This is a genomic window from Deefgea salmonis (assembly GCF_020531905.1).
GTDB lineage: Bacteria > Pseudomonadota > Gammaproteobacteria > Burkholderiales > Chitinibacteraceae > Deefgea > Deefgea salmonis.
In genome coordinates, this window is record NZ_JAJAWG010000005.1 from 1 (window position 1) to 23006 (window position 23006).

21 protein-coding genes and 1 other RNA gene are annotated in these 23006 nt (G+C 42.3%); 6 read left to right on the plus strand and 16 right to left on the minus strand.

The annotated features are described in order from the left end of the window. Positions 1 to 433: 433 nt before the first annotated feature. The 12 genes from nadC to LG219_RS09165 all read right to left on the minus strand — a co-directional run bounded on the left by nadC (position 434) and on the right by LG219_RS09165 (position 11912). The gene (gene nadC, locus LG219_RS09110; RefSeq protein ID WP_308444079.1) at positions 434 to 1282 is read right to left on the minus strand and encodes a carboxylating nicotinate-nucleotide diphosphorylase; all 849 of its coding nucleotides are present in this window, start codon (positions 1280 to 1282) and stop codon (positions 434 to 436) included. Then, positions 1279 to 2640 carry a phosphomannomutase/phosphoglucomutase gene (locus tag LG219_RS09115; RefSeq protein WP_226764187.1) on the minus strand — a complete coding sequence of 454 codons (1362 nt, stop codon included), beginning with the start codon at positions 2638 to 2640 and terminating at the stop codon, positions 1279 to 1281. The genes nadC and LG219_RS09115 overlap by 4 nt, the downstream gene beginning before the upstream one ends. A 290-nt stretch (positions 2641 to 2930) precedes the next feature. After that, positions 2931 to 4652, minus strand: a complete 1722-nt coding sequence (ptsG, locus tag LG219_RS09120; protein WP_226764188.1) for a PTS glucose transporter subunit IIBC — start codon at positions 4650 to 4652, stop codon at positions 2931 to 2933. Between the two features lie 257 nt (positions 4653 to 4909). Further along, positions 4910 to 5233, minus strand: a complete 324-nt coding sequence (locus tag LG219_RS09125) for a PTS sugar transporter subunit IIB (protein ID WP_226764189.1) — start codon at positions 5231 to 5233, stop codon at positions 4910 to 4912. An 11-nt stretch (positions 5234 to 5244) separates the two neighbouring features. After that, on the minus strand, positions 5245 to 7791 hold the full coding sequence (gene ptsP, locus LG219_RS09130) for a phosphoenolpyruvate--protein phosphotransferase (RefSeq protein WP_226764190.1): 2547 nt from the start codon (positions 7789 to 7791) through the stop codon (positions 5245 to 5247). A 363-nt stretch (positions 7792 to 8154) separates the two neighbouring features. Then, the gene (locus LG219_RS09135) at positions 8155 to 8421 is read right to left on the minus strand and encodes an HPr family phosphocarrier protein (protein ID WP_226764191.1); all 267 of its coding nucleotides are present in this window, start codon (positions 8419 to 8421) and stop codon (positions 8155 to 8157) included. A 49-nt stretch (positions 8422 to 8470) separates the two neighbouring features. Continuing rightward, the gene (locus LG219_RS09140) at positions 8471 to 9109 is read right to left on the minus strand and encodes a 5-formyltetrahydrofolate cyclo-ligase (RefSeq protein ID WP_226764192.1); all 639 of its coding nucleotides are present in this window, start codon (positions 9107 to 9109) and stop codon (positions 8471 to 8473) included. A 9-nt stretch (positions 9110 to 9118) separates the two neighbouring features. Further along, positions 9119 to 9299: non-coding RNA, 6S RNA (gene ssrS / locus LG219_RS09145), on the minus strand. Between the two features lie 35 nt (positions 9300 to 9334). Further along, positions 9335 to 9631, minus strand: a complete 297-nt coding sequence (locus LG219_RS09150) for a cell division protein ZapA (RefSeq protein ID WP_173532780.1) — start codon at positions 9629 to 9631, stop codon at positions 9335 to 9337. Then, a complete protein-coding gene (zapB, locus tag LG219_RS09155; protein WP_226764193.1) occupies positions 9628 to 9828 on the minus strand; it encodes a cell division protein ZapB in 201 nt (66 codons plus the stop codon). Before zapB ends, LG219_RS09150 begins: the two co-directional genes overlap by 4 nt. 227 nt (positions 9829 to 10055) lie before the next feature. Then, a complete protein-coding gene (gene ylqF, locus LG219_RS09160; protein WP_226764194.1) occupies positions 10056 to 10961 on the minus strand; it encodes a ribosome biogenesis GTPase YlqF in 906 nt (301 codons plus the stop codon). Between the two features lie 465 nt (positions 10962 to 11426). After that, on the minus strand, positions 11427 to 11912 hold the full coding sequence (locus LG219_RS09165) for a biotin/lipoyl-containing protein (RefSeq protein ID WP_226764195.1): 486 nt from the start codon (positions 11910 to 11912) through the stop codon (positions 11427 to 11429). 706 nt (positions 11913 to 12618) lie between these two features. On the opposite strand from LG219_RS09165, the gene LG219_RS09170 reads away from it, so the two are divergent. From LG219_RS09170 to LG219_RS09180, 3 genes are all read left to right on the plus strand, one after another. Next, positions 12619 to 13809 (plus strand): acetate/propionate family kinase, encoded by a 1191-nt coding sequence (locus tag LG219_RS09170; protein ID WP_226764196.1) that lies wholly within the window; start codon positions 12619 to 12621, stop codon positions 13807 to 13809. Positions 13810 to 13955: 146 nt separating this feature from the next. Beyond that, the gene (locus LG219_RS09175; RefSeq protein ID WP_226764197.1) at positions 13956 to 14684 is read left to right on the plus strand and encodes a BPSS1780 family membrane protein; all 729 of its coding nucleotides are present in this window, start codon (positions 13956 to 13958) and stop codon (positions 14682 to 14684) included. Positions 14685 to 14703: 19 nt separating this feature from the next. After that, complete coding sequence (locus LG219_RS09180; protein ID WP_308444080.1) at positions 14704 to 15075, plus strand: diacylglycerol kinase; 372 nt, start codon at positions 14704 to 14706, stop codon at positions 15073 to 15075. A 30-nt stretch (positions 15076 to 15105) separates the two neighbouring features. Here LG219_RS09180 and LG219_RS09185 read toward each other — a convergent pair whose 3' ends face one another. The 3 genes from LG219_RS09185 to LG219_RS09195 are packed head-to-tail and all read right to left on the minus strand — an operon-like array spanning position 15106 to position 17280. Then, positions 15106 to 15522, minus strand: a complete 417-nt coding sequence (locus LG219_RS09185; protein WP_226764199.1) for a DUF2721 domain-containing protein — start codon at positions 15520 to 15522, stop codon at positions 15106 to 15108. After that, on the minus strand, positions 15512 to 16282 hold the full coding sequence (locus LG219_RS09190) for a LytR/AlgR family response regulator transcription factor (RefSeq protein ID WP_226764200.1): 771 nt from the start codon (positions 16280 to 16282) through the stop codon (positions 15512 to 15514). Before LG219_RS09190 ends, LG219_RS09185 begins: the two co-directional genes overlap by 11 nt. 2 nt (positions 16283 to 16284) lie before the next feature. Next, positions 16285 to 17280 (minus strand): sensor histidine kinase, encoded by a 996-nt coding sequence (locus tag LG219_RS09195; RefSeq protein WP_226764201.1) that lies wholly within the window; start codon positions 17278 to 17280, stop codon positions 16285 to 16287. 57 nt (positions 17281 to 17337) lie between these two features. Between LG219_RS09195 and LG219_RS09200 the strand changes: the two genes are divergently transcribed. The 3 genes from LG219_RS09200 to LG219_RS09210 all read left to right on the plus strand — a co-directional run bounded on the left by LG219_RS09200 (position 17338) and on the right by LG219_RS09210 (position 21367). Next, positions 17338 to 18831, plus strand: coding sequence for a YifB family Mg chelatase-like AAA ATPase (locus LG219_RS09200; protein WP_226764202.1), 1494 nt, complete (start codon positions 17338 to 17340; stop codon positions 18829 to 18831). Between the two features lie 452 nt (positions 18832 to 19283). Further along, entirely contained in the window at positions 19284 to 20594 is a 1311-nt protein-coding gene (locus LG219_RS09205; RefSeq protein WP_226764203.1) for a site-specific integrase, read from the plus strand. 212 nt (positions 20595 to 20806) lie between these two features. Continuing rightward, positions 20807 to 21367, plus strand: a complete 561-nt coding sequence (locus tag LG219_RS09210) for a recombinase family protein (RefSeq protein WP_226764204.1) — start codon at positions 20807 to 20809, stop codon at positions 21365 to 21367. A 713-nt stretch (positions 21368 to 22080) separates the two neighbouring features. Here LG219_RS09210 and LG219_RS09215 read toward each other — a convergent pair. Beyond that, positions 22081 to 22998, minus strand: a complete 918-nt coding sequence (locus tag LG219_RS09215) for a tetratricopeptide repeat protein (RefSeq protein WP_226764205.1) — start codon at positions 22996 to 22998, stop codon at positions 22081 to 22083. Between the last annotated feature and the right edge of the window lie 8 nt (positions 22999 to 23006).

Here is a 23006-nt window from a genome sequence, read left to right on the forward strand (position 1 = left end):
TCTCTGTGCTAATTTGTACAACTTGGCTTTAAGGCGGGTTAAAACCCGCCCTACAGGATGGATTTAACTCCACCCTCCACTTCTTGCGACCCGTCAGACTTGCGTCTAACTGATCATTTTGAGAGTGTAAGCACTTGTTTGACTGGCAAACCAAGCACTCACACTCATCGGCTGTATTTTGTTAAAGATCAGTGGCTTAGGACACACAAAACAACCTAGAAACCGGTGTTTCGTTTGCTGTGTCAGCAGCAGAGAGGCCGAAATATACGGCAGCCCTGCGATCACGTCAACACCTTGTGGCAAACAAAATCGTATTAAGACGCTAAGTTGTTGAATTTAAATAGATCTAATTTTTAATTAATCTGCAATTATCTTTAAAAATGAAATGCTATTTAATTCGTTTATTTCTGAGTTAGCGTTTTTTTTATCTGGATTATGCTAATCGCATTGATAAATCGATCGCTTTTATATCTTTGGTGAGCTTTCCTATCGAAATTCGATCAACGCCGGTTTCTGCAATCGCCCGAATTTGAGTGAGATCAACCCCGCCAGAGGCTTCTAGTATGGCTCGCCCTTTTGCAAGTTGTACTGCGGCGCTCATTTCTTCGAGACTCATATTGTCTAATAGAATTGAAACAGCACCAGCGGTAATGGCTTGTTCCAGTTCGGCGAGATTTTCAACTTCAATTTGTATGCTGACGTGTGCAGGTGCAATGGTGCGGGCCATGCCGATTGCATTGGCGATATTGCCTGCGGCTAAAATATGATTCTCTTTGATTAAGATGCCGTCGTATAAGCCAATGCGTTGATTTTCGCCGCCACCGATTGTAACGGCATATTTTTGTGCTCGACGTAGCCCTGGGATGGTTTTACGGGTGTCATGGACTTTAGCAGCGGTGCCTTCTACTGCCTCAACGTAGCGATGGGTTTCTGTGGCAACTGCTGATAGCGTCTGTAAAAAATTGAGTGCTGAACGCTCTGCAGTCAGTAATGAACGGGTATTGCCTTGTAGCTCACAAATAATATGTCCTGCAGCGACATACTCCCCTTCTGCTACTTTCCATTCAATTTGAATGCTGGCATCGACCTGATGAAAGACTTCATTAAACCAAGCTTGCCCACAAATGATGGCTGGCTCTCGCACCACAATGCGTGCATTGCCGTGTTGTGCGGCAGGAATCAGTTGAACGGTCCAGTCGCAATCACCGATGTCTTCGGTTAAGGCGTTGGCGACATTGGCGGCGATCAGATGCTGGGGAGGTAGTTTCAAATTCATCATCATTCTTCAATTTCTGGAAAAGGGAGCGGTGCAATCGCGCTGGCAAGTTCCTGCCGAATCCGCAGCAAGGCCTGCATGGTATCGGCTTCAATGCGTAACGTTAAGACTGGCGTGGTGTTTGATGCGCGGATCAAACCAAAACCATCGGTATATTCAATGCGTAAGCCATCAATACACAGCACTTGGTGGGCAGTAGGAAAAGTGGCCCGTTGGCGGATTTCTTCGACCAAGGCGTGACCCGATCCCGTCACTTGAATTTGCAGCTCTGGTGATGACACCGTGATTGGAAATCGTGCCAGCTCGGCATCTAAATCAACACCGCCAGCAATTTGTTGTAATAGCTTGGCACCGGCATATAAAGCATCATCCACTTGCCATGCCGCAAAAGCGAAGTGCCCAGACAATTCACCCGCTACGATGGCTCCCGTTTCACGTAAACGACGCTTCATATGCGAATGTCCGGTTGGTATCGCTTCTGAGGTGCCTCCCAACTGACTAACCCATTGCGCCACTGCTCGGCTTGATTTGATATCAAAAAGCACATGGCCAGCCTGTTTGGCTAACTCGGCAGTGGTAAATAGCATCAATAATTGGTCACCGGGAATTATTTTTCCAGTGCGCGTCACCACCCCCAAGCGATCGCCGTCGCCATCAAACGCTAAACCGACATCGGCGTGCTCGGCCAGTACGGTCGCTTGCAACTCAAGAAGATTTTCTGCGACTTGGGGATCGGGGTGATGATTGGGAAAACGACCATCGACTTCACAATACAGCTCAATCACTTCGCACGACAATTGTCGGTACAAGGCTGGAGCCAATGCCCCCGGAGAACCGTTACCACAATCAATCACGATTTTTAATGGTTTTGCCAACGGCAATTGCTGTTCCAGCGCCGCTACATAATCAGCAACGACATCGAGCATCTGGATTGAACCACCATCCTGAAGTGGTAATTGCTGTGCGAGCATTTTTTGCCGTAAGGCTTGCAGCGCATCGCCGGCAATCGTTACCCCCGCCAGCATAATTTTAATGCCATTGTAATCTGGCGGATTATGGCTACCCGTAATCATCATTCCAGAGCCGGCGGCGTGATGACGAGCCGCATAATACAACAATGGCGTACAGGACAAACCGAGATCTAATACGGTAATACCGGCCTCAACCAATCCTTTTGCCAACGCCATAGCGAGAGCCGGACTGGATAAACGCCCATCAAAACCGAGGGCTATTTTTACAATGCCTTGCTCGCGAGCTACTGCACCGCAAGCGCGACCAACCCAATACGCAAAATCAGGGGTTAATAAATGAATCTGCCCCCGAATATCATAAGCTTTAAATAAACTACTAGGTATTGAAGTCATTTTAATCATGCAGTCGGTCGGTGAAATTGAAAAAATGCATTGAGGTGCCCGAAAAATTGGTGATGCAATCTACTTGAGCAGATGCTGGCGGCTCGCTGTTTGCCAATCATGAGCTACATGCTGAAAGCCATGCAAGTGCGCTGTGATTCGCAGATCAATATGCACATAATTCCCATGCAAATGCATAATGCGCGAAAAGCAAAAAATGATGCCGACAGAAGATCAAATTAATCATTAATTATAAAAAAAGCCCATCAACATAGGATGGGCTTTTTAAAATTACTTTTAATTTAAACAGTCGACGCCAACAAAAGTGAAGCATCACCGACAATCAAATGAAAAACATTGCCATCTAATTTTGCCACCGCAGAAACACCCGATGCTAAAACCGCCGCCTCATTAAATTGTTTGGCGTCCTTTAATTGCACCCGAATCCGCGTTGCCGCAATTGCCGCTGTCTCGCTAATATTAGCTTGACCACCCAAGGCAGCCAATAATGCTGGATTACGAATCGTGGCTGCCGCGCTGGCCGCAGGTACAACTGCTGCAGGCGCTGCTAAACCCGTTCCACCCGCTTTTAGATATTCAGTCATATCAGTTTTAAGATTTTCTGAACGAGTACCAAAAATAGCCTGCATATTATTGCCAACTTGCATCACGCCAGCTGCACCCAATGCTTTTAATGAAGCTTGATTGACTTTGGCCGCATCACGAACAGAGATCCGCAAACGTGTAATACATGCATCTAAGCTTTCAATGTTTGCTGCACCACCAAATGCAACGACCAAATCATGCGCCATACCTTGGCCACTGGCTTGGTGTTGAACCGCATCAACCGCCACATCTTCACGACCTGGGGTTTTCATATTCCACTTGAGAATGGCGTAACGGAAAGTAAAGTAATACAAGGCCGCATACATTGGCCCAAAGAACAGGACATACCACCAGTTTTGCGCATTTTTACCAAAGACGTTAAACATCAAGAAATCGATGCCGCCTTGCGAGAAAGTAAAGCCCATATGCATACCAAAGGTATTGGCAACAAATTGAGTCGACGCTGCCAATACCGCATGAATAACATACAGCACTGGGGCCGCAAACATAAAGGCAAATTCAATCGGCTCGGTAATCCCGGTAAGGAATGAAGTCAGCGCAGCTGAAATCATAATCCCACCTACCATCACCCGATTTTCAGGTTTCGCAGTATGCCAAATCGCAATGGCTGCGGCAGGCAAACCAAACATTTTGAACAAGAATGCACCAGACAAAATACCCGCAGTACGATCACCGGCAAAGAAACGATTGATATCACCATGTACCACTTTACCTGCGGCATCGGTGAATTCGCCCATTTCAAAGAAAAACGGCACATTCCAAATATGATGCAGACCAAATGGAATCAACATCCGCTCAACAAAACCATACACCGTCGCAGCAGTACGCGTATCTGATACCGCGGCCCAATGCGAGAAGCTATTAATTGCGCCTTGTACTGGCGGCCAAATAAAGGATAGAACGACGCCAACAAAAATAGCCGCGATCCCGGTCACAATCGGCACAAAACGCTTGCCCGAGAAAAATCCAAGATAAGGTGGTAATTCAATCCGGTAGTATTTATTAAATAATGTTGCCGCAACAGCACCAATAATAATCCCACCAAAAACACCGGTTTCCATGGACTTCATGCCCATCACCATTGCCGGCTCAACGCCCATGATCGGTGCCATAACACCCATCGTTGCAATCATCACAACAAATCCAACCGTCGCAGCAATACCAGCCACGCCATCGTTATCCGACAAGCCTAGCGCAACACCAATTGCAAAAATCAACGGTAGATGGCCAAAAATAGCACCGCCACTTTGCGCCATAATTTGCGAAACAATTTCTGGGATAAATGGAAAATTTGAAGCACCAATCCCAAGTAATAAACCAGCCACAGGTAATACTGCAACCGGTAGCATCAATGCTTTACCAATTTTTTGTAAGACTGCAAATGCATTCTTAAACATTATTTTTCTCCAAAGGCGATTGCTGTTTCTTATTTGTCATGCAATCACCGGTTTATCGAACTCACTTTAGATTCTGTTACAAAAATTAAACATTGACTATGCAGCGATGACCTTACAGGGATATACCTTACTAATAAAATAATCCATCGTCATTTTTAATATAAAGCACTGCAAGTAAAATTCATCTATTAACATCAATCTTGATAAAAAAAATCCACCGATCTACCGGTGGATTTTTCTATTTATTTACAAACGATTTACTTAATTAAATGCACGGTATGTGCATCAATTTTTGCGACGGCTGCTACGCCTAAATCTTTTAATACGGCTTCATTTAACAAAGCGGCATCAAGCAATTCAACACGAATGCGTGTGGTTGCAATGGATTCAGCTAAGCGTACATTCGCTTTACCACCTAAAGCGGCATACCACTCAGGATTGAGTAGTTCAGCAGACGACGAAGGTAACACCTCGAGCACAACCGGTTTTGTAACCGATGCCGGTGCCACAGGCACTTGCCGACCCTTCAATGCCCAACCAATCCCAATTCCTACTAACAGTGCAATAACGACCAATACCATATCAAACCTCTTTAATCGACCAGTTGCGACAAACGAGCACGAACTTCAGCTGCAGTACCCATTTGTAAAACTTCTGCTGCGAGTTTCTCACATTCGACTTTATTTAAGGTCCGAACTAAAGCTTTAATTGCAGGAATAGTCGGCACACTCGCAGATAACTCATCCACACCTATACCCAGCAACAACGGGATTGCCATAGGGTCTGAGGCAATACCCCCACACACCCCCACCCACTTGCCATGGGCATGTGCACCTTTTACCGTCATATTGATTAAATTCAATACGCCGGGATGCATCACATCGGCTTGCTTAGCTAATTTTGGATGACCACGATCCATCGCTAAAGTGTATTGCGTTAAATCGTTGGTACCAATCGAGAAGAAATCAACTTCACGTGCAAATTGCTCGGCCATAACAGCAGTAGCTGGAACTTCAACCATAATGCCGACTTGAACGTCTTGAGTAATTCCTAACGCCGCTTTTTCTTCAGCAACAATACGCTTCACTTCACGCACTTCTTCCAAGCTCGTAATCATTGGGAACATGATGGCTAGCTTAGAGAACGGCGCAGAGCGTAAAACAGCACGAACTTGAGTATGTAACAGCTCTGGTTCTGCTAAGCATAAACGCACGCCACGAATACCCAAGAATGGATTTTCTTCGGCAGGCATTGGCAAGTAGGCCAACGGTTTATCACCACCCACATCCAAAGTACGCACTACAAATGTACGATCATTACCGAGAGCTTTGGCAATATCGATATAAATCTGGCTTTGCTCTTCTTCAGTCGGCGCATCAGTGCGCTCTAAGTACAAGAACTCACTGCGTAACAAACCCACGCCTTCACTGCCCAGTTTTACGCCTTGAATCGCATCGTCAATGCCACCAATATTTGCAACTACTTCGACATGAATACCATCTTGCGTTACGGCGGGCTCAAATGCTGCGGCTAATTCAGCCTCACGTTGAATCGCTTGCTTGGCTTGCTTTTCACGAATATTGTTGACTTCGGTTTCTGATGGGTTTTTGCGCAAAGTACCACGGCTACCATCCAAAATGACTGGCATACCATTGCTTAAATTCAATGCGTCTTCATCAATGCCACAGATCGCGGGAATATTGAGCGAGCGAGCTAAAATAGCCACGTGGCTGGTTGCCCCGCCACCGACGGTGCAAAAACCAAGTACACGAGTACGATCCAAACTTGCGGTATCGGATGGCGTCAGGTCTTCTGCAATCAAAATCGCATTTTCTGGAACGACCATCGCTGTTTCTTCAATGCCAGCGATCAAGCGTAAAACACGTAAACCGACGTCGCGAATATCATTCGCACGACCGGCTAGCACTTCATTTTTTAGTGCGGCAAGCTTAGCTGAATAAGTGCTGTAGGCTTCTTTCCACGCAAAACCGGCACTCTTGCCGTTGCTGATACCAGTAATCGCAATGGCTAATAAATCCGGATCTTCAAGCAACTCTTGATGAGCAGCAAAAATCTCAGCTTTACTTTCATCGCTAATTTCAGATTTTAGATTTTCAAGTTGTTGATGCGCATCTTTCAACGCTTGATCAAAACGACGGCGTTCTAATTCTGGCGACTCACCGGCTTCAACGACCGCAATATCCACTTGCTTAACTTGGAAAATTTGTCCCACAGCCAAACCTGGCGATGCAGAAACCCCAGTCAACACATTTGGATCTTCTGACTTAGGCTTGGCTTTGCTAGTTTTAATCGCATTAACTGGTGCAGGTTTATTTTTTGGCACTGCACCACCGACATCTTCGCCACAGCCGCTAAGAATTAAGGCCGTTAATTTTTCAATCGCAGCAGAAGCATCAGCACCAACAGCACGGACACGAATTTCATCGCCGTTTTGCACTTCAAGACCCATGATTGCAACCACAGATTTAGCATTTGCTTCTTGGTCGGCACGAACTAATTTAATTTCTGACTTAAATGTTTTCGCAGTATTTGCCAAAACGGCTGCGGGACGAGCATGTAGACCGGTTGGATTAGGCGTACGAATCGGGTCTGAATACACAGCAACGGATGAATCAGTGGCGGCTGAAGTTTGAACAACGCCCTCAGCCAAGTCGAGTGTTAAGGCAATGTCTTTACCTGCAACGACCAAACCTGTACTAGGAATATAGCGCGCTACTTTTTCGCCACTGGTAATGACCATTTGCGTCAATAAAGACAATGCTTTACGGCCTACGGCATCCATATCGAATTCAATTAACGGCTGACCCGCATCAACGACATCACCTTCTTTAACCTTCGCGGTAAAACCTTGGCCTTTTAACATCACAGTGTCTAAGCCAATATGGATCAACACTTCAATACCATTGGCTGCAACCAAAGTAATGGCATGCATTGCTGAATGCACTTGCGTTACTTTTCCGGCAATCGGTGCCAACAAAACATTACTGGTTGGATCTATTGAAACGCCATCTCCGACCATTTTTTGGGCAAAAACTGGATCAGGTACTGTATCCAAAGGCACCATCACACCCGATAGTGGGGCCAGCAATACAAATTGCGAAACTGGATTTATCGACATAACAACCTCTGTTGGTTTAATTCTTAGTCAAATTGGTCATTTAAATTGACCCGCATTAATTTCTATTGCGTTGACATTTTCTTGTTTTTTAGTTTACCCGCCAATGCTATTGGCATGTGGCGTAATATTGCTCAATTTATATGTAAATTTTACAGATCAAAATCAGATATGCTTAAACCATATTCTTTTATTTTAACTTTATAACAAGCTCATGCTTTGTGCTTAATCAGCTTCCAGAGTTCATTTAATTTTAAATATTACTTTATTACATTTTTTTACAAAAAACAGTACCCAATTTTGAATACTTACGACTTAGAAGCAAATAGGGCGGCTTACGCCACCCTATTTTTAAATTGATCCGATTTAGTCATCACGACCACCAGAACGAATCATGGTACTTACAACGATCATTGCTTCATTTACATCAAGCCCATCAGCTTGAATTTGAATCCGATCGCCCTTAAAAGTATCTAAGCCCATCATGCACACACAAAATTTAGCCTTTAAGCCAATCTCATTGTGGTGCAACATAATCTCTGACCAATACTGCTTAGCTGTATTTGCAACAGACCGAACATGAAGATCTACTGCATTCATCGCCCGAACAGCCAAAGAAATTACAGCCAGCATAATTACCTCACATGACTCACGATGCAAATCGCATATTCCACGTTTAATATCATAAACAAGTGGGATGCAAAAGTATGTCAGTAATTTCACTACTCTGATTGATACACTGGCGACGAATCCACGCTTGTTCAGTCGCAATTGCATCTAACTTTAAATCCCATGCTTCATAGGGCAATCGTTCCACTTCTTGACATGAATATGCCAAGCCAATTAATGCTGGTTTAAGCCAAATTTTTCGCAATCGACGAAATGCAAACGTTGTGTCGTAATAGCCGCCACCTTGGCCTAGCCGAGCTAATTGCCAATCAAAACCCAGTAAAGGGACAAAAACAGTGTCCAAATCACGGCTTGAACATTGCTCAGAATGACTGGGTATTGGAATATTAAAAGCACCACAAGACCAGACAGCGTATTGATTTAACCGAACAAAATTTAACTGCCGACCCACTTTAGGTACAACCGGTAAATACACCAAACAACCTCGCTGCAATGCTAAAAAAATCAAAGGCCAAGCAGAAAACTCACTGCCAACAGGCACATATAGTGCAATTTTTTTACCACGACGAAGTTTTTGTAAAATTTGCGGATAATGAGTTACGGCCCAAGCAGCTGCTTGTCGCTGTATTTTAGATATCGCAGTTCGGCGTTGCCGAAGATTACGACGTAATTGAGTTTTTTGAGTAATCACAAAAAATGAGGGCTTCCCGCAGTGCCGTTTCGGTTCGCATCTTGAACCCATGGTTCAAGTTGTTGCCGGTCAGATGCCATCAGGTGCATTCTCAAGGAACGCTCACAACAGGCGTCTAGATGACTGGCAAACATGCTATACAGCTTATCGGTTCAAAGATTAAGAACCGTCGCGAACACCGCAGGAAAGCTAACTTGCATCACGACGCAATTCGAAATACTTAAATTATTCCTGTAAAACTGCGTCGATCGTTGAACTGATGTTTCCGATTTTACGCTGAAAATCACTAAAGTCAAAGCCACCTTCAACCTTTGCCGTTAAAAATTCATGCGTCATATTTAAAGCGGTCATCATTGCAATCTTCTCAATACCAATGACCTTACCAGCAGTTCGAATTTCATGCATCCGTGCGTCGAGAAGTTGCACAGCTTGAAGTAAGGTTTCTTCTTCATGCGCAGGACAAGCCACACGAAACTCACGTCCCATGATTGAAATATCCAACAACTTCACGGCATCAGTCATGCGCCATCCTCGGGTAATTTAGCCAAAATTGCATTCACTTTATCTTTTGCGCCAACTAATTTGGTATTTAAGCTTTTATTTTCTTCTTGAGCCGATTGTAAATCCATTCTAAGTGTTTGATTCTCAATACGTAATTCACGGCACAAGTCCACTAACTGCAGGACTTTACCTTCTAAATGACCGAGCTCTACATCCATTTTTGATTTCCTATCAATAACAATTTTGACGTCATGTAGCAACAATATTGATTATGCATCTCAACACAAACCCAATAAATTATTGAATACATAGCTAGGTATATAGCTGAAGTGCTCTAAAATAATGACCTGTAGCCATATACCTATGTCTATTTAATATAATGCAGATCGGTTTACACATGACTTGATGTTACATTCAACCAGCACGTGATTACCATAAATACCAATCAATCGTCATCTTCGGTTTCAAGTACGTCAGGAAGATCATCTCCCGAACCTAAATCAACCCCGATAAAGTCATCCGGTACTTCTAAAGTCATTCGACCAATCGCTTTGCTACGATAATCCGTGATAATTAAATCTGCTGTTTTTTGTTCATCAATCACACCCCCAGCCATCAAAGCGCCACGTTTACGACCAATCAAATTAAACAATTCATCCACACTACCATCCAAGCTATTCAACTTATAGCGTGCCATCAATTCTTGAGGGTAGCGCTCACGTAAAGTTTCAATGGCAAAATAAGCCACCAAAATTTCATCATACGCATTTCGACCAATCGAGCCGCCTAAAGCCAAGCGAAAGCCCGAAGGTTCGTGTTCAACTTTAGGCCACATTAAACCTGGTGTGTCATACAAAATAACGCCATCAAGCGTTTCAATCCGCTGCTGAGACTTAGTCACGCCTGGCGTGTCTGCAACACGAGCCACTTTTCGCTTAGCCAACGTGTTCAATAAAGTGGACTTACCCACGTTGGGAATCCCCAAAATCATCGCGCGTAATGGTTTTTCAGCATCATTCCGAAATGGTGCTAATTTTTTGCACAAGACAGCGATCTGCTTAATTGCAGCTTGCTTGTTGTCTTCACCCATCAACAAAGCTTCAGTTCCTGCTTGCTGACGGAAATAATTCAACCATAACTGACTTAACTTCGGGTCTGCTAAGTCTGTTTTATTGATAATTTTCAAAGCTGGGCGCTGGCGATGCAAACGCAACTTCTCAATCATTGGGTTACTACTGGACAAGGGCATACGTGCATCCACGATTTCAATCACCATATCCACCTTGGCCATTGTCTCTGCCACTTTCTTCTGCGCCACATGCATATGACCCGGAAACCACTGAATTGCCATCAAACACCCCCAAGAAAAGCAACGATTATACGCTTATTCACACAACCCTATACAAATCAATCACTTAAAATGTGGGGAAGTCTAAGATCAATGTGGATAAGTGTTACCCACAGATAAACGAGAAAACACAACACATATTATCCACAGTAGGAACAAGTACTACCAGCAGGTATGTGGATAACATAAAGTGTTGATAAATATAGCTTTATCAAATTATCCACAGATTTTCTAATCCTTATCTATTACTACTATCTTTTACTTATCAATATATATATAAAAAACAACCGCATTGAATCAAAGCTATCTTGAAAATCCAAAGGAATAAAAAATATCCATAAAAATCAACCACTTAAATAAATTAAAAATAAATACACTATAAAAATCAATGATTTAAAACATACAACTAACAAACTTATATCTAAAACAACCAAAACCATGCCAAATACATATTTATTAGCAAACTAACTATGCTAATAATTTTCTTAACTGCTGTAATTTGAATAATTCATGCTTAACAAAAAATTCAACTTCTTCATTACCGATATAACCTGATAAATTATTTGGTTTTACTAAACTTAAATCAACTCCCAAACGAGAAGCTAATTTAGCTGCTGAAGGTATTATAAGTAATGAATTTACAACATCTGCTTCAATTAAACTTTTAACAACTTGCTGCTCTTCTAATACTAAAAATCCAGCAGGTAATTCCTCAACTTCCATAGTTAATAATAAATCACCACTTTTAACTTCATCACCAATATTTATATATAAATAACCAATTTGACCACTTTCAATTGAATTAATGCAAATATGATCATTATCTTTAGTTAACGATATTAATAGTTCATTTTTATTTACAAATTCATCTAATTTAATATTAATATTAGTTACTTTGTAAGTATCTGTTAACTCAGGAGCACAAATAAGATGTGTTGTATAATTAGTATTCATTTTTAATAATGACCTTCAAGACCTTGATATTAACCAAGTTATTATAATTTTCACGGTTTATAATGCTATTAATTTTTTAGTAATGCCGTTGGCATATTCGAAAGGTTTAAGTAAAAATAAGAACAATATCAAAAATTTGAAGGCTTAACATTCGTTAAATTTAAGCTTTCAATGAATGAAAAAATCATCTTGATTGTAGTACTAACTCTCGATAAAAATGATAAATCAAGCACTAGTTTAGCGATTAAAACCCAGTTGTTTTTATTAAAAATAATCAATAAAAACAACTAGATAGGTTTAAATTTAAGATGAAAACCTGATAATGTAATGCCACAATTTACTTTGCATAGGCTACAAGTGTTTGCCAAACTACACGTCATAATAAGTAAATAACTACAGTTAGTTGTAAATATGACTTAAACCTTACATGCTTTAAATCCACTACTTTTTGCAGTCAAGCTGTATAAGTCAATTACAACAATATGGTTACAAATATTGTAAGCCTTATACAAGCTATACAAAAATTATTTATTTATGCTGAGATATTTTATTATTTAAGTACAATTTAAACTAAATAGTATTTTAAAATATTAGCTCTTTTTTATAGTGATAATTTTTTAAAATGTATTAAAATAGTATTGCCTTCTGGGTATTGATAACGCATGCAAATCAATACCATTTGTTATTTTTTAATTTGGAGTAAAAAATGAGTGAATTAGTTTTAGTTATCAATGCCGGTTCTTCAAGTATTAAATTTTCATTATTTGAAACTAGCGCAGCTGATCCTATTGTCTTATTTAAAGGCCAAATGGAAGGTTTGTATGTTGAACCAAAATTCAGTGCAAAAGATGCTGCTGACAATAAAGTAGCCAATGAAACATTACCTAGTGATGCGCCAAAAAATCACGATTATGCTTTACGCTATATGCTTAACTGGTTGGAGTCGCGTATTGAAGGACGTTCAATTGCAGTTATTGGCCATCGTGTAGTTCATGGCGGAACAACTTATTCAAAACCTGAACTAGTGACACCTGAAGTCATTGCGGGCTTAGAAGCTTTAATTCCTTTGGCACCTTTACATGAACCACATAACATTACTCCGATTCGTGTTCTTGAAGAATTATTGCCAAATGTGCCACAAGTAACTTGCTTTGATACTGCATTTCATACTACTCAGCCTGAATTAAACCAATTATTTGCACTACCGTATGAATTCTCGCAAAAAGAAGGTATTCGCCGCTATGGCTTCCATGGTTTATCGTATGAATACATTGCCAGCGTATTGCCAGAAATTGATACTCGTGCAGCAGAAGGTCGTACTGTTGTTGCTCACTTAGGTAATGGTTCTTCAATGGCTGGTTTACTTGGCGGCCGCTGTCAATTAACAACCATGGGCTTTACTGCATTAGATGGTTTGCCAATGGGTACTCGTTGTGGCCGTATTGATGCCGGTGTTGTATTGCATTTGATGAACCATTTAAAAATGGATGCAAAACAAATTGAAACCTTGCTGTACAAAGAATCTGGTTTGCTTGGCTTGTCTGGTTTCTCCAGCGATATGCGTGATTTAGAAAACTCAGATTCACCGCGTGCAAAATTAGCGGTTGAATATTTTGCAAACAGTGTGGTTCGTGAAGCGGCTTCTTTAGCTGCTGCGATCGGTGGTATTGATGCCTTAGTATTTACCGCTGGCATTGGTGAAAATGATGCGCACACACGTAAAGCGGTTTGTCATCAATTGCGTTGGTTGGGCGTTGAGCTTGATGAAGCGGCGAATGCAGTACGTTCTAGTGAACCACGTCGCATTTCTTTAGCGGATAGTAAAATCGCAGTTTATGTGATTCCAACGAATGAAGAACTGATGATTGCTCGTCAAGCATTGGCTTGCATTGCATAAATTTTCATTGTTTTAATGAAAGAGCCGCTGATTTCAGCGGCTTTTTCATGTGAGCTTCATCTTTATCTGGCAAGATGCAGGCTTAAAAAAAGATTTAATTTCAGCAGCGATGTGGAGATTGACCTTTTTTAAACTAGGTAATGAGTATGTTAGAACAAGATAATGTTATTGATGTAAGTATTGAGCCCAAAAAAAATCCAGCAATGCAGGGCTGGTATTGGATTGTGAATGCATTTAAATTATTTAAACAAGAACCAACAGTCTGGGTTGGTATTTGTAGTATTTTTGTTGCTGTATTTTTTAGTATTACTTTATTACCAATAATTGGTGGATTTATTGCTACTTTGCTAGGGCCTGTTTTTTTAGGTGGGATTATGTGGACAGCACAAAAACAGGTCGCTGGAGAGACACCACAGTTAATAGATTTATTTTCAGGATTTAAATTAAGGTTTGTTGAGTTATTAAAAGTAGGTGTTTTATATATGTTCGGTACCATATTCGTTATGGTATTGATGACAGTACTACTTGCAATAGCATCTTTTTTTGGATTTCTGCCCGTTAATAAAAACATTAAAGCAATTGAAAGTCTTAGTTTATTTTGGCCTTTGTTAATAATTACTTTGTTTTCTTTTTTAATTGTTTATAGCGCTTATTTTTATGCGCCTACGTTAGTTATGCTTCAAGGGATGAAAGCGAACGAAGCAATGAAATTATCATTTATTGCTTTTTGGCGTAATTGGCAACCTATTTTAATTATGTCTATGATTGGTGCTGTGTTTTTATTTTTAGCAATGTTGCCAATGTTTTTAGGTTTAATTGTTGCACTGCCAGTAGCATTATTAACTAGTTATATCTGTTATGTTGATGTATTTTAATTTTTATTGGAGAAAAATAGTGAGCGAAAGCCCCTTTAAAGGTAAAACAGGCGCAAAACGAGTATTAAATGCATTAGGTTATTCAATTGATGGATTAAAAGCCGGCTGGATAAATGAAGCAGCTTTTCGTCAAGTCAGTTTATTAGCGATAATTGGAATTCCATTGTCGTTTTTTCTCGCTATGCCTGCATGGGCGCATGCTATTGTTGTTGCAAGTCACTTAGTTACGATGATTGTTGAATTATTAAATTCAGCAATTGAAGCTGCTGTAGATCATACTTCTTTAGCTAAGCATGATTTAGCTAAAAGAGCTAAAGATTTAGGTAGTGCTGCACAATTAGTTTGTTTATTTAATTTAGCAGCAATGTGGATTTTAGCTTTATTAGCTTAATAAAAAACGGGCTAATGCCCGTTTTTATAATTATTTTTTAGGTTGTTTTATTTCATCTTCGATGTCAGATAGTAAGATTTTTAATGCAGAATCAGATACCATAACTTCTTGTAAGCATAATATTAGCGAACCAATCATTAATATTAAACTGGCAACAAATAAACCTTGCGCTAATTGATCTAAGTTGATTGCCATGAAAATCATTGAAATAATACATAGTAATAAACTCGTTATACCAAAAGCTTGCATGTAACGAATAAGCCAAACACGCTTTCTTAGATTAGCTAACTGACGCAAAATATTAACATGTGGATTACTACGATGATGATCATAAAGCTGACGAATAATACTTGAAATAGTTAAAAATCGATTGGTATACGCCAGCATTAATAAGGAAATAGCAGGAAATAATAATGAAGGGGTATTAATACTAAAATTATCCATCATGGCCTTTTTTGAAATCTTTAATAATATGTTGTTGGCGACGGCTCACAGGTAATCGCTCTGGTACATCGCGTAATATAACAACCCAATGCGCCTCGCCGCCGGTTTGTACTTCGCGTTCGAATCCAGCAATATTATCGCGAGATACTAAACAATTGCGATGTATTCGGACAAATTTTGATCCAAATTCATCTTCAAGCTTAGTTAGTGAATCTTCAAGTAAGTATTCACGATCACGAGTACGCAATGTAATGTATTTTTGTTCCGCTTTTAAAAAGCGAGCCTCACTGACAGGAATTAAATGAACTCGTCCACGTTCAGTAACGCTGAAATGGCTACGAGCACCTTCAATGATTGGATGATTGCTTGGCATATGATGTTGCTGCCTTTGCTCTACGACTCGTTTTAATGCTGTAAGTAGACGATCTTGTCGAATCGGTTTAAGTAAATAATCAATAGCACGAACATCAAATGCGGCGACCCCGTAGTCTTCAAATGCGGTAGCAAAAATAACGGCAGGTGGCTTGGCTAAATGCATTAATTTTTTGGCCACCTCAATGCCGCTCATTTGTGGCATTTGAATATCTAAAATGACCACATCAATGTCATGCTCAGCAATTTGCGGTAGCGCACTCATACCATTGGTTGCTGTGCCGATGACTTGATTTGGACATTCTTGAGCGCAATCATTTAGAAGGTCTTGTAGTCGGTTGAGTGCCGGTAATTCGTCATCAACGAGAAAGAGTCGTAACGCAGTATTCATTGTTAAAGCTCCCGATAGGGCAGCATGATATGTATTTGATAATAGTCGTTTCCTGTATTGATGCTGAGATTTGCTTCGGCATCATAATAAAGCAGTAAACGCTCGCGTACATTCTCTTGTGCCATGCCATTACCGCGTCGTAGCGGTGTACTATTTAAAAGAGGATTTCGAATGTTGATGTGTACTTCCTCACGCACTCGAAATATATTCAATTGAATAATCCCAGGTTCGATGTTTGGCTCAATACCATGATAAATTGCGTTTTCTAGCAATGGTTGCAAAATCAATGGTGGGATTAGGGCATTTTTAGGCATTTTATCGATATGCCATTCAACTTGTAAGCGATCACCTAAGCGTACCTTTTCAATTTCAAGATAACCTTGCGCCAATTCGACTTCGCGCGCCATTGTGGAAAGACCTGTCTCTGTACCCATGGCTACGCGAAAGAGTTCAGACAGGTTCTCTAGTAGCCGTTCTGCTAACTTTGGCTGACTTCGTATTAAAGATAGCACCGCATTCAAACTATTAAAGAAAAAATGCGGTCTTATTCTTGCCTGTAAGGCGACAAGTCTGGCCTCGGCCAAGCGTGGCGATAGGGCACGAATCCAAAGTTGGTAATAATGCAGCAGCAAAAAAGTCACGCAGAGCGCAATAAACTCAAAGCGCCATGGCACAACGCTATGCTCTAGCGGGATTAAATTTTGAAATAGATTCGATATACTCAATGCGACACAGAAAACCCAGATCAATACGCTGATCACGGCATTTTGGTAGTTCATTTTTTGTAATGGTGCACTGATGACAGCGAGCCCTGCTAATGAAATGAGTAGGACTGGTTCAACCCATAAACTAATTTCAGTCAGTTTGTTTATCCATTCATTCCAGCGATTAATACTGATAAATACATAAATCAAGACGCCTAAATGCACCAAGACTAAGGCGCGCAACACCACACCTAAATTTCGAAAATTAGGCATTAAAATCGTTGATTGTTCCATTAAATCTGATTTTCCTGCTTACACTGTATGAATTAGCATAGCATTTGTGAATGAATCATGTCGCTTGCCGTTTTGTATTCTCGCGCACTGGATGGCTTGTGTGCGCAGTCGGTTACCGTTGAAGTTCATCTGGCCAATGGCTTGCCCGCATTTAATTTAGTGGGATTGGCCGATACTGAAGTTCGTGAATCTCGTGAACGGGTTCGAGCGGCATTGCAAGTTGCTGGTTTTGAATTTCCTAATCGCCGGATCACGGTTAATTTAGCGCCAGCCGATTTACCCAAAGGGGCGGGGCATTATGATTTAGCGATTGCGGTGGGTGTTTTAGCTGCAAGTGGGCAATTACCCTGTGACCATTTAGCCGATTATGAATTTGCGGGTGAATTAGGTTTAACTGGGCAATTACGCGCAGTACGTGGTGGCTTGGCCTTCGCAATGGCGGCCCGTGATGCACAACGAACACTGATTATTAGTGCCAGTAGTAGCGATGAAGCCGCCTTAATTCAAAATGCAACGATATTGTCTGCTGCGCATTTACTCGAAGTTTGCCACCATCTGAGTGGTACTCAATTGTTACCGCCAGCTTTGGCGCCTGCAGATAGGGCGAGTCCGACTTATCCGGATTTAGCCGATGTGAAGGGGCAGTCATCTGCTCGGCGTGGACTTGAGGTGGCGGCTGCAGGCAATCATTCATTATTACTGATCGGCCCTCCAGGAACGGGTAAGTCAATGTTGGCGCAGCGGCTGCCGGGCTTATTGCCACCCTTATTGGAATTTGAAGCGCTAGAGGCGGCGGCGATTCAGTCCTTAGGACAAAATGGACTTGATTTTCGCCGTGTTGGTCAGCGGCCATTTCGTAGCCCGCACCATACGGCGTCCAGCGTGGCATTAGTTGGGGGCGGCAGTATTCCGCAACCCGGTGAGATCTCATTGGCGCATCACGGGGTGCTTTTTTTAGATGAATTGCCTGAATTTGATCGAAAAGTTTTAGAAGTACTGCGCGAGCCGCTCGAGAGCGGAAAAATTCATATTTCGCGCGCCGCGCGGCAAGCTGAATTTCCGGCGAGGTTTCAGCTGGTGGCAGCGATGAATCCTTGCCCTTGTGGATATTTGGGGCATTTGAAGAAAGCATGTCGTTGCACTCCAGAGCAAGTGCTGCGCTATCGAAACCGAATTTCTGGGCCATTACTTGATCGCATTGATATGGTGGTTGAAGTGCCGGCGATTCCTGATACGGTGTTATTGGCCAAAGGGCAAAGCGAAGGCAGTCTATTGGTGCGCGAACGGGTTTGTGCTGCCCGTGCGCGGCAGTTAGCACGGCAAGGGCATAATAATTCGACTTTACTCGGGGCGGCCATGGAGACTCATTGCCAAACGGATGCCGCAGGTTTGGCCATGTTGCAAAATGCGATTCAAAAATTAGCCTGGTCTGCGCGTGCGTATCACCGAGTATTGCGCGTAGCACGAACGATTGCTGATTTAGCCGGAAGTGAGGCGATTTTAACGCCGCATTTGGCTGAGGCGATTCAATATCGTAGAGGTATTGAATGAATGTATTGCTCTATAAGCCTTGTTAGTCATGGTTTTCATCGATATACCCAAGTTGATACTATTCTATACATCGATAGCACCACATCAAATATGCTGAAGCGGCATCAATCAACCTGAGTGCGTTCAATGCATAGCTCAGTGTGATGGGCTGAATCTAAATTAGATTTTCAATCTTGAATATTCGCACGTGGCTTGCGCAAGACATCGTGGTTGTGGATATTTGAAACAATGTCGTTTAAGGCTTTCTCTGCTAGAAGGCTATGTCAGACTTATCCTTTATATTTCAATCGCTTAGTAGAGTTAATCAAGCAAGTCAACGAGTAATTACTAAATCTAAGGCTTATCATTGCATCGTGAGGCCTACTGGTCGCTATCGAAGCTACGGTATTAAGACGCTGAGTCAGTCAGGCAAGACGACTATTATCAGGCGTATTGAAACTGAGGCTAAAGCAATGGAACTACTAGAGGCTCTACAAGCTCACGAGACAGACCCAGAGATCATCAGGAAGGCGATTGCTGCTGAACGTGCCGGACTCATCGAGTCAGCCGCTGGTCATATCCTCCAGTCATGGTACTGGCAGTCAATTGAAGAGTTAGCCGATAAGCTTGCTTTGCCTGATGTCGCTAACCTCGCGGTCTCTATTCAAGATGCGAAGAGCAAACGACCAGAAGATAATGAGCTAGATCCTACGACAGTTAAACGATTGTTGAGATCAGCACCAGCAATGGTCAATAGCTCAGTAGTCGCTCCAACCAAAGCTAAACCTAACGCCAAACCTCTTGCTGAGCTGATACCGCTTTACCTTGAGTCTCGAAAGAATCCATCAGACCCAAAGAAACGAATATCTGATACTACCTATGACGCGATTGTCCTTGCTATGCGAAGCCTTAGTGGCAAGTTAGACCTTGAAATGTTGACCTCTAAACCGAAACTTAAGGGGCTTGCAGAGGTGTTACTAGGGGAGCTTAAGTCATCCACGGTTGAGAAACGCATGGGTCATATCGCTATGCTGACTAAGTGGCTTACTGAAAGCTATGAACTAGAAGACCTTGGTCTAACTAAGCCCTTAGTGACTGATCCTTGGAGACCAGAGCCGAATAGGATAAGCGATGACACAGCCAAACAGGAAGCGATTGCTCAGCTATTATCACCGACCTCAAAGGCTTCACCTAAAGCCCTTTCCTCAATGCTGGCAGGTAGCCCTGACTTCTGGTTAGCTGGCCTAATGAGCCTCTCAGGGGCACGAATTAACGAATTGACCCCATTGACTGTAGAAGACCTAAAGCCTGACCAGATTGACCCTGATGTCTTCTGGATTCATATTCACGGGGTAACGAAGGCGGCAGCTAAAGGGGAACGGTCAGTAAAGAATGAAGCCTCTATACGCTGGATTCCCATTGTTGATGGTCGCCATAATTATCATGAGTCATTTACCCTTAATGGACTCACTGAGTTCTTGACCAGTAGGACTGCCCGTAACCGTTGGAGTGAAGGCCGACTAGGTAAGACCCTGCAGAGCCTTGGTCATACAGCGCACCAGTACCGCCACCGTTTAATTAATCTAATGAAACTGTCAGGTGTCACTGATGAAGTAGGGAAGTCTATCTCTGGTCACACAGAGAGCGATAAGAGTGTCTACACGGAGACCTATGGTCATGTGGCGGCTCAACTTAAGGAAACGACTAGAGACCAACAAGAAGCCCAAATCGAGGCTCTACGGGTCGTTGATAGGTACTTCAATAAAAATAATAATAATCTGTGAGACCCCATATGTGATTGTTAATACCCACGAAATACCCCCGTAGGCCACCTACCGCCCCCCCTTAAGTCAGACCAAACCACTGACCATAGGTAGACTTAACCTGTCAATCATTCGGTCTCTTAAGCGTACTATTACCAATCAAGGTTCGGCAGGTATACTTGATGAGTCCTTACGGCTATCATGTGGCCTGTGGATAACTAAGGTAGCGACCGATGATACTAGCCTATACACGGGTCAGCACCAGCGAACAGACGACCATTGCTCAAGAGTCAACAATCACTGATAAGTATAAGATTGACCAGCTCTTTACCGATGCTGCTACTAGCGGTTCTAAGCCATTCAGTGAGCGTGAAGGTGCTGCTAGTCTCCTTGCTTATGTGAAGACTCTCGGGTCACCTGTGACGCTTGTAGTTGCTGCTATTGACCGTCTAGGCCGTAATACGGTTGATGTAATAACGACGATTGAAGAGCTTCAGAGTCTCGGGGTCACCGTTGTGTCAGTCCGTGAAGGGTTTGACCTATCGACCCCAATCGGCAAGGCTATGTTGACCATGCTGGCTGCTGTCGCTGAGCTTGAACGGGAGAACATTAGGTCACGACAAAGGGCTGGTATTGAAGCTGCTAAGGCTGCTGGACGCTATGTTAAGTCTGGTGCTGGTAAGGACAGCCAAGAGTCAATACAAGCTGCTAGAGCCGCTGGAATGACCCAAAAAGAAGCTGCGGCAAGCCTTGGCTTATCTTTAAGTTCAATCAAGAGATACTGGTCTTATTAGATGGGAATAATTCTCAATAATGCCCTCTATCTGTCTTTATCTGTACCCCAGTCGATGACTTTATGTCAATGCTTTAGATCTAGCACCTATGCGGGTTACAGCCAGCTAAACTTAAAATTCACACGTGTAGAGAAGACAAACAGAGGGGGGGACTAAAGGTTATAACTAAAGTAGAGACTTAAGGTCAGACCATAATAGACCCCTTAAGGTTGGGTTGACCAGATATGGATTGTGCTGTGGTGGTGGTTGACCCAAGTGATACAGATAGTCTGTCTGGTCTATCAACTGCTAGTCCGACAATGTGTCTGTCATATTGTTACTACCACCACTGCTATCAATCCCAATCAATAGACTTAGAGTCCTCACCTTCCTATAGTCATACAGTTGGTCAAACCCACAGGCTAAGACCTCGGTTTAATGACCATTTGGCCTATCTCAAGTAACTGCCAGCCCAGACAGCAAGTCAGTCATATTGACCCTTGCGGTATAACTTAATGAAGTGGTGATTATCAATATCCCATCAATCCACTGATAGACTGAGAGTCATTGCTGAAGTAGACCATTATCATCACTGGTCAACTGTTCGCTAGAACGCTCATATCCCCTGACCTACAGCATCCAACCTAAACACCTTATGTAAGATCATTTGCTTGCCGCTACCAGTTACCCCGTTGAGGCCGTTTGGTGCTGACTAGCGGGGACTTGCACGTGGTTTACTTATTATTTTCTAAGTACGCCGCAATTGCTTTATTCAAATTATTGGGCTTAGCTATTTCTCGCGTTAATCGCTGACCTGCTTCAACTTGCCTAGCAGTTATTGGCTTAATTTTATCTCTCAATTTAGGAACAATTTCAAGTGGGTCAGCTTCCGCGAGATTTTGCAATGCATATCCAACCACTATGTCTTTTTGCACGCCCTTACCAAATAGATACATATATGATAGTAAGCCTTGACCTACAGGATCTCCACCATCTGCAGATTTACTAATCCAGTCTAAGGCTTCTCCATAGTCTTTTGGCACACCGATACCGAAAAGATACATTTGGCCTAGAGCATTTTGAGCTTCAGCAAGCCCTTGTACAGCCGCTTTACGATACCATCTAATCGCAATTCCGTAGTTTTTAGATACTCCCTGCCCACTAGAATACATTCTACCAAGATGATACTGCCCTTCACTATTTTGTTGTTCCGCAGCTTTATTAAACCAATTTAAAGCAATTGGGTAATCTTTCGGTACGCCCAGTCCTTGTTCATACATCCAGCCAAGTTTGGCCTGCGCATATGCATACCCTTTCTCTGCAGACTTGAGGAATAAGCGTGCCGCTTGTTTTTCGTCTTTTAACACGCCTCGACCAGTTAAGTAGATCCTCCCAAGATAATATTGCCCCATCGGGTCATCTTGATCCGCAGCTTTACTTAACCAACTTAATGCTAATTCATCATTCTTTGGAACGAATATACCGAAAAAGTACCAGCTACCAAGCAATGCCTGCTGCTCTGCACCACCTTGTTCAGCAACTTTAATATTACTAGCAATGTAGTTGTCTAAAGAGTTTTTGCTATCTTTTTGCTCCGCTGATACTGCCGTAACCATGCTTGCCAATAAGGCGGCGAGTAATAATTTCTTCATTTAATCTA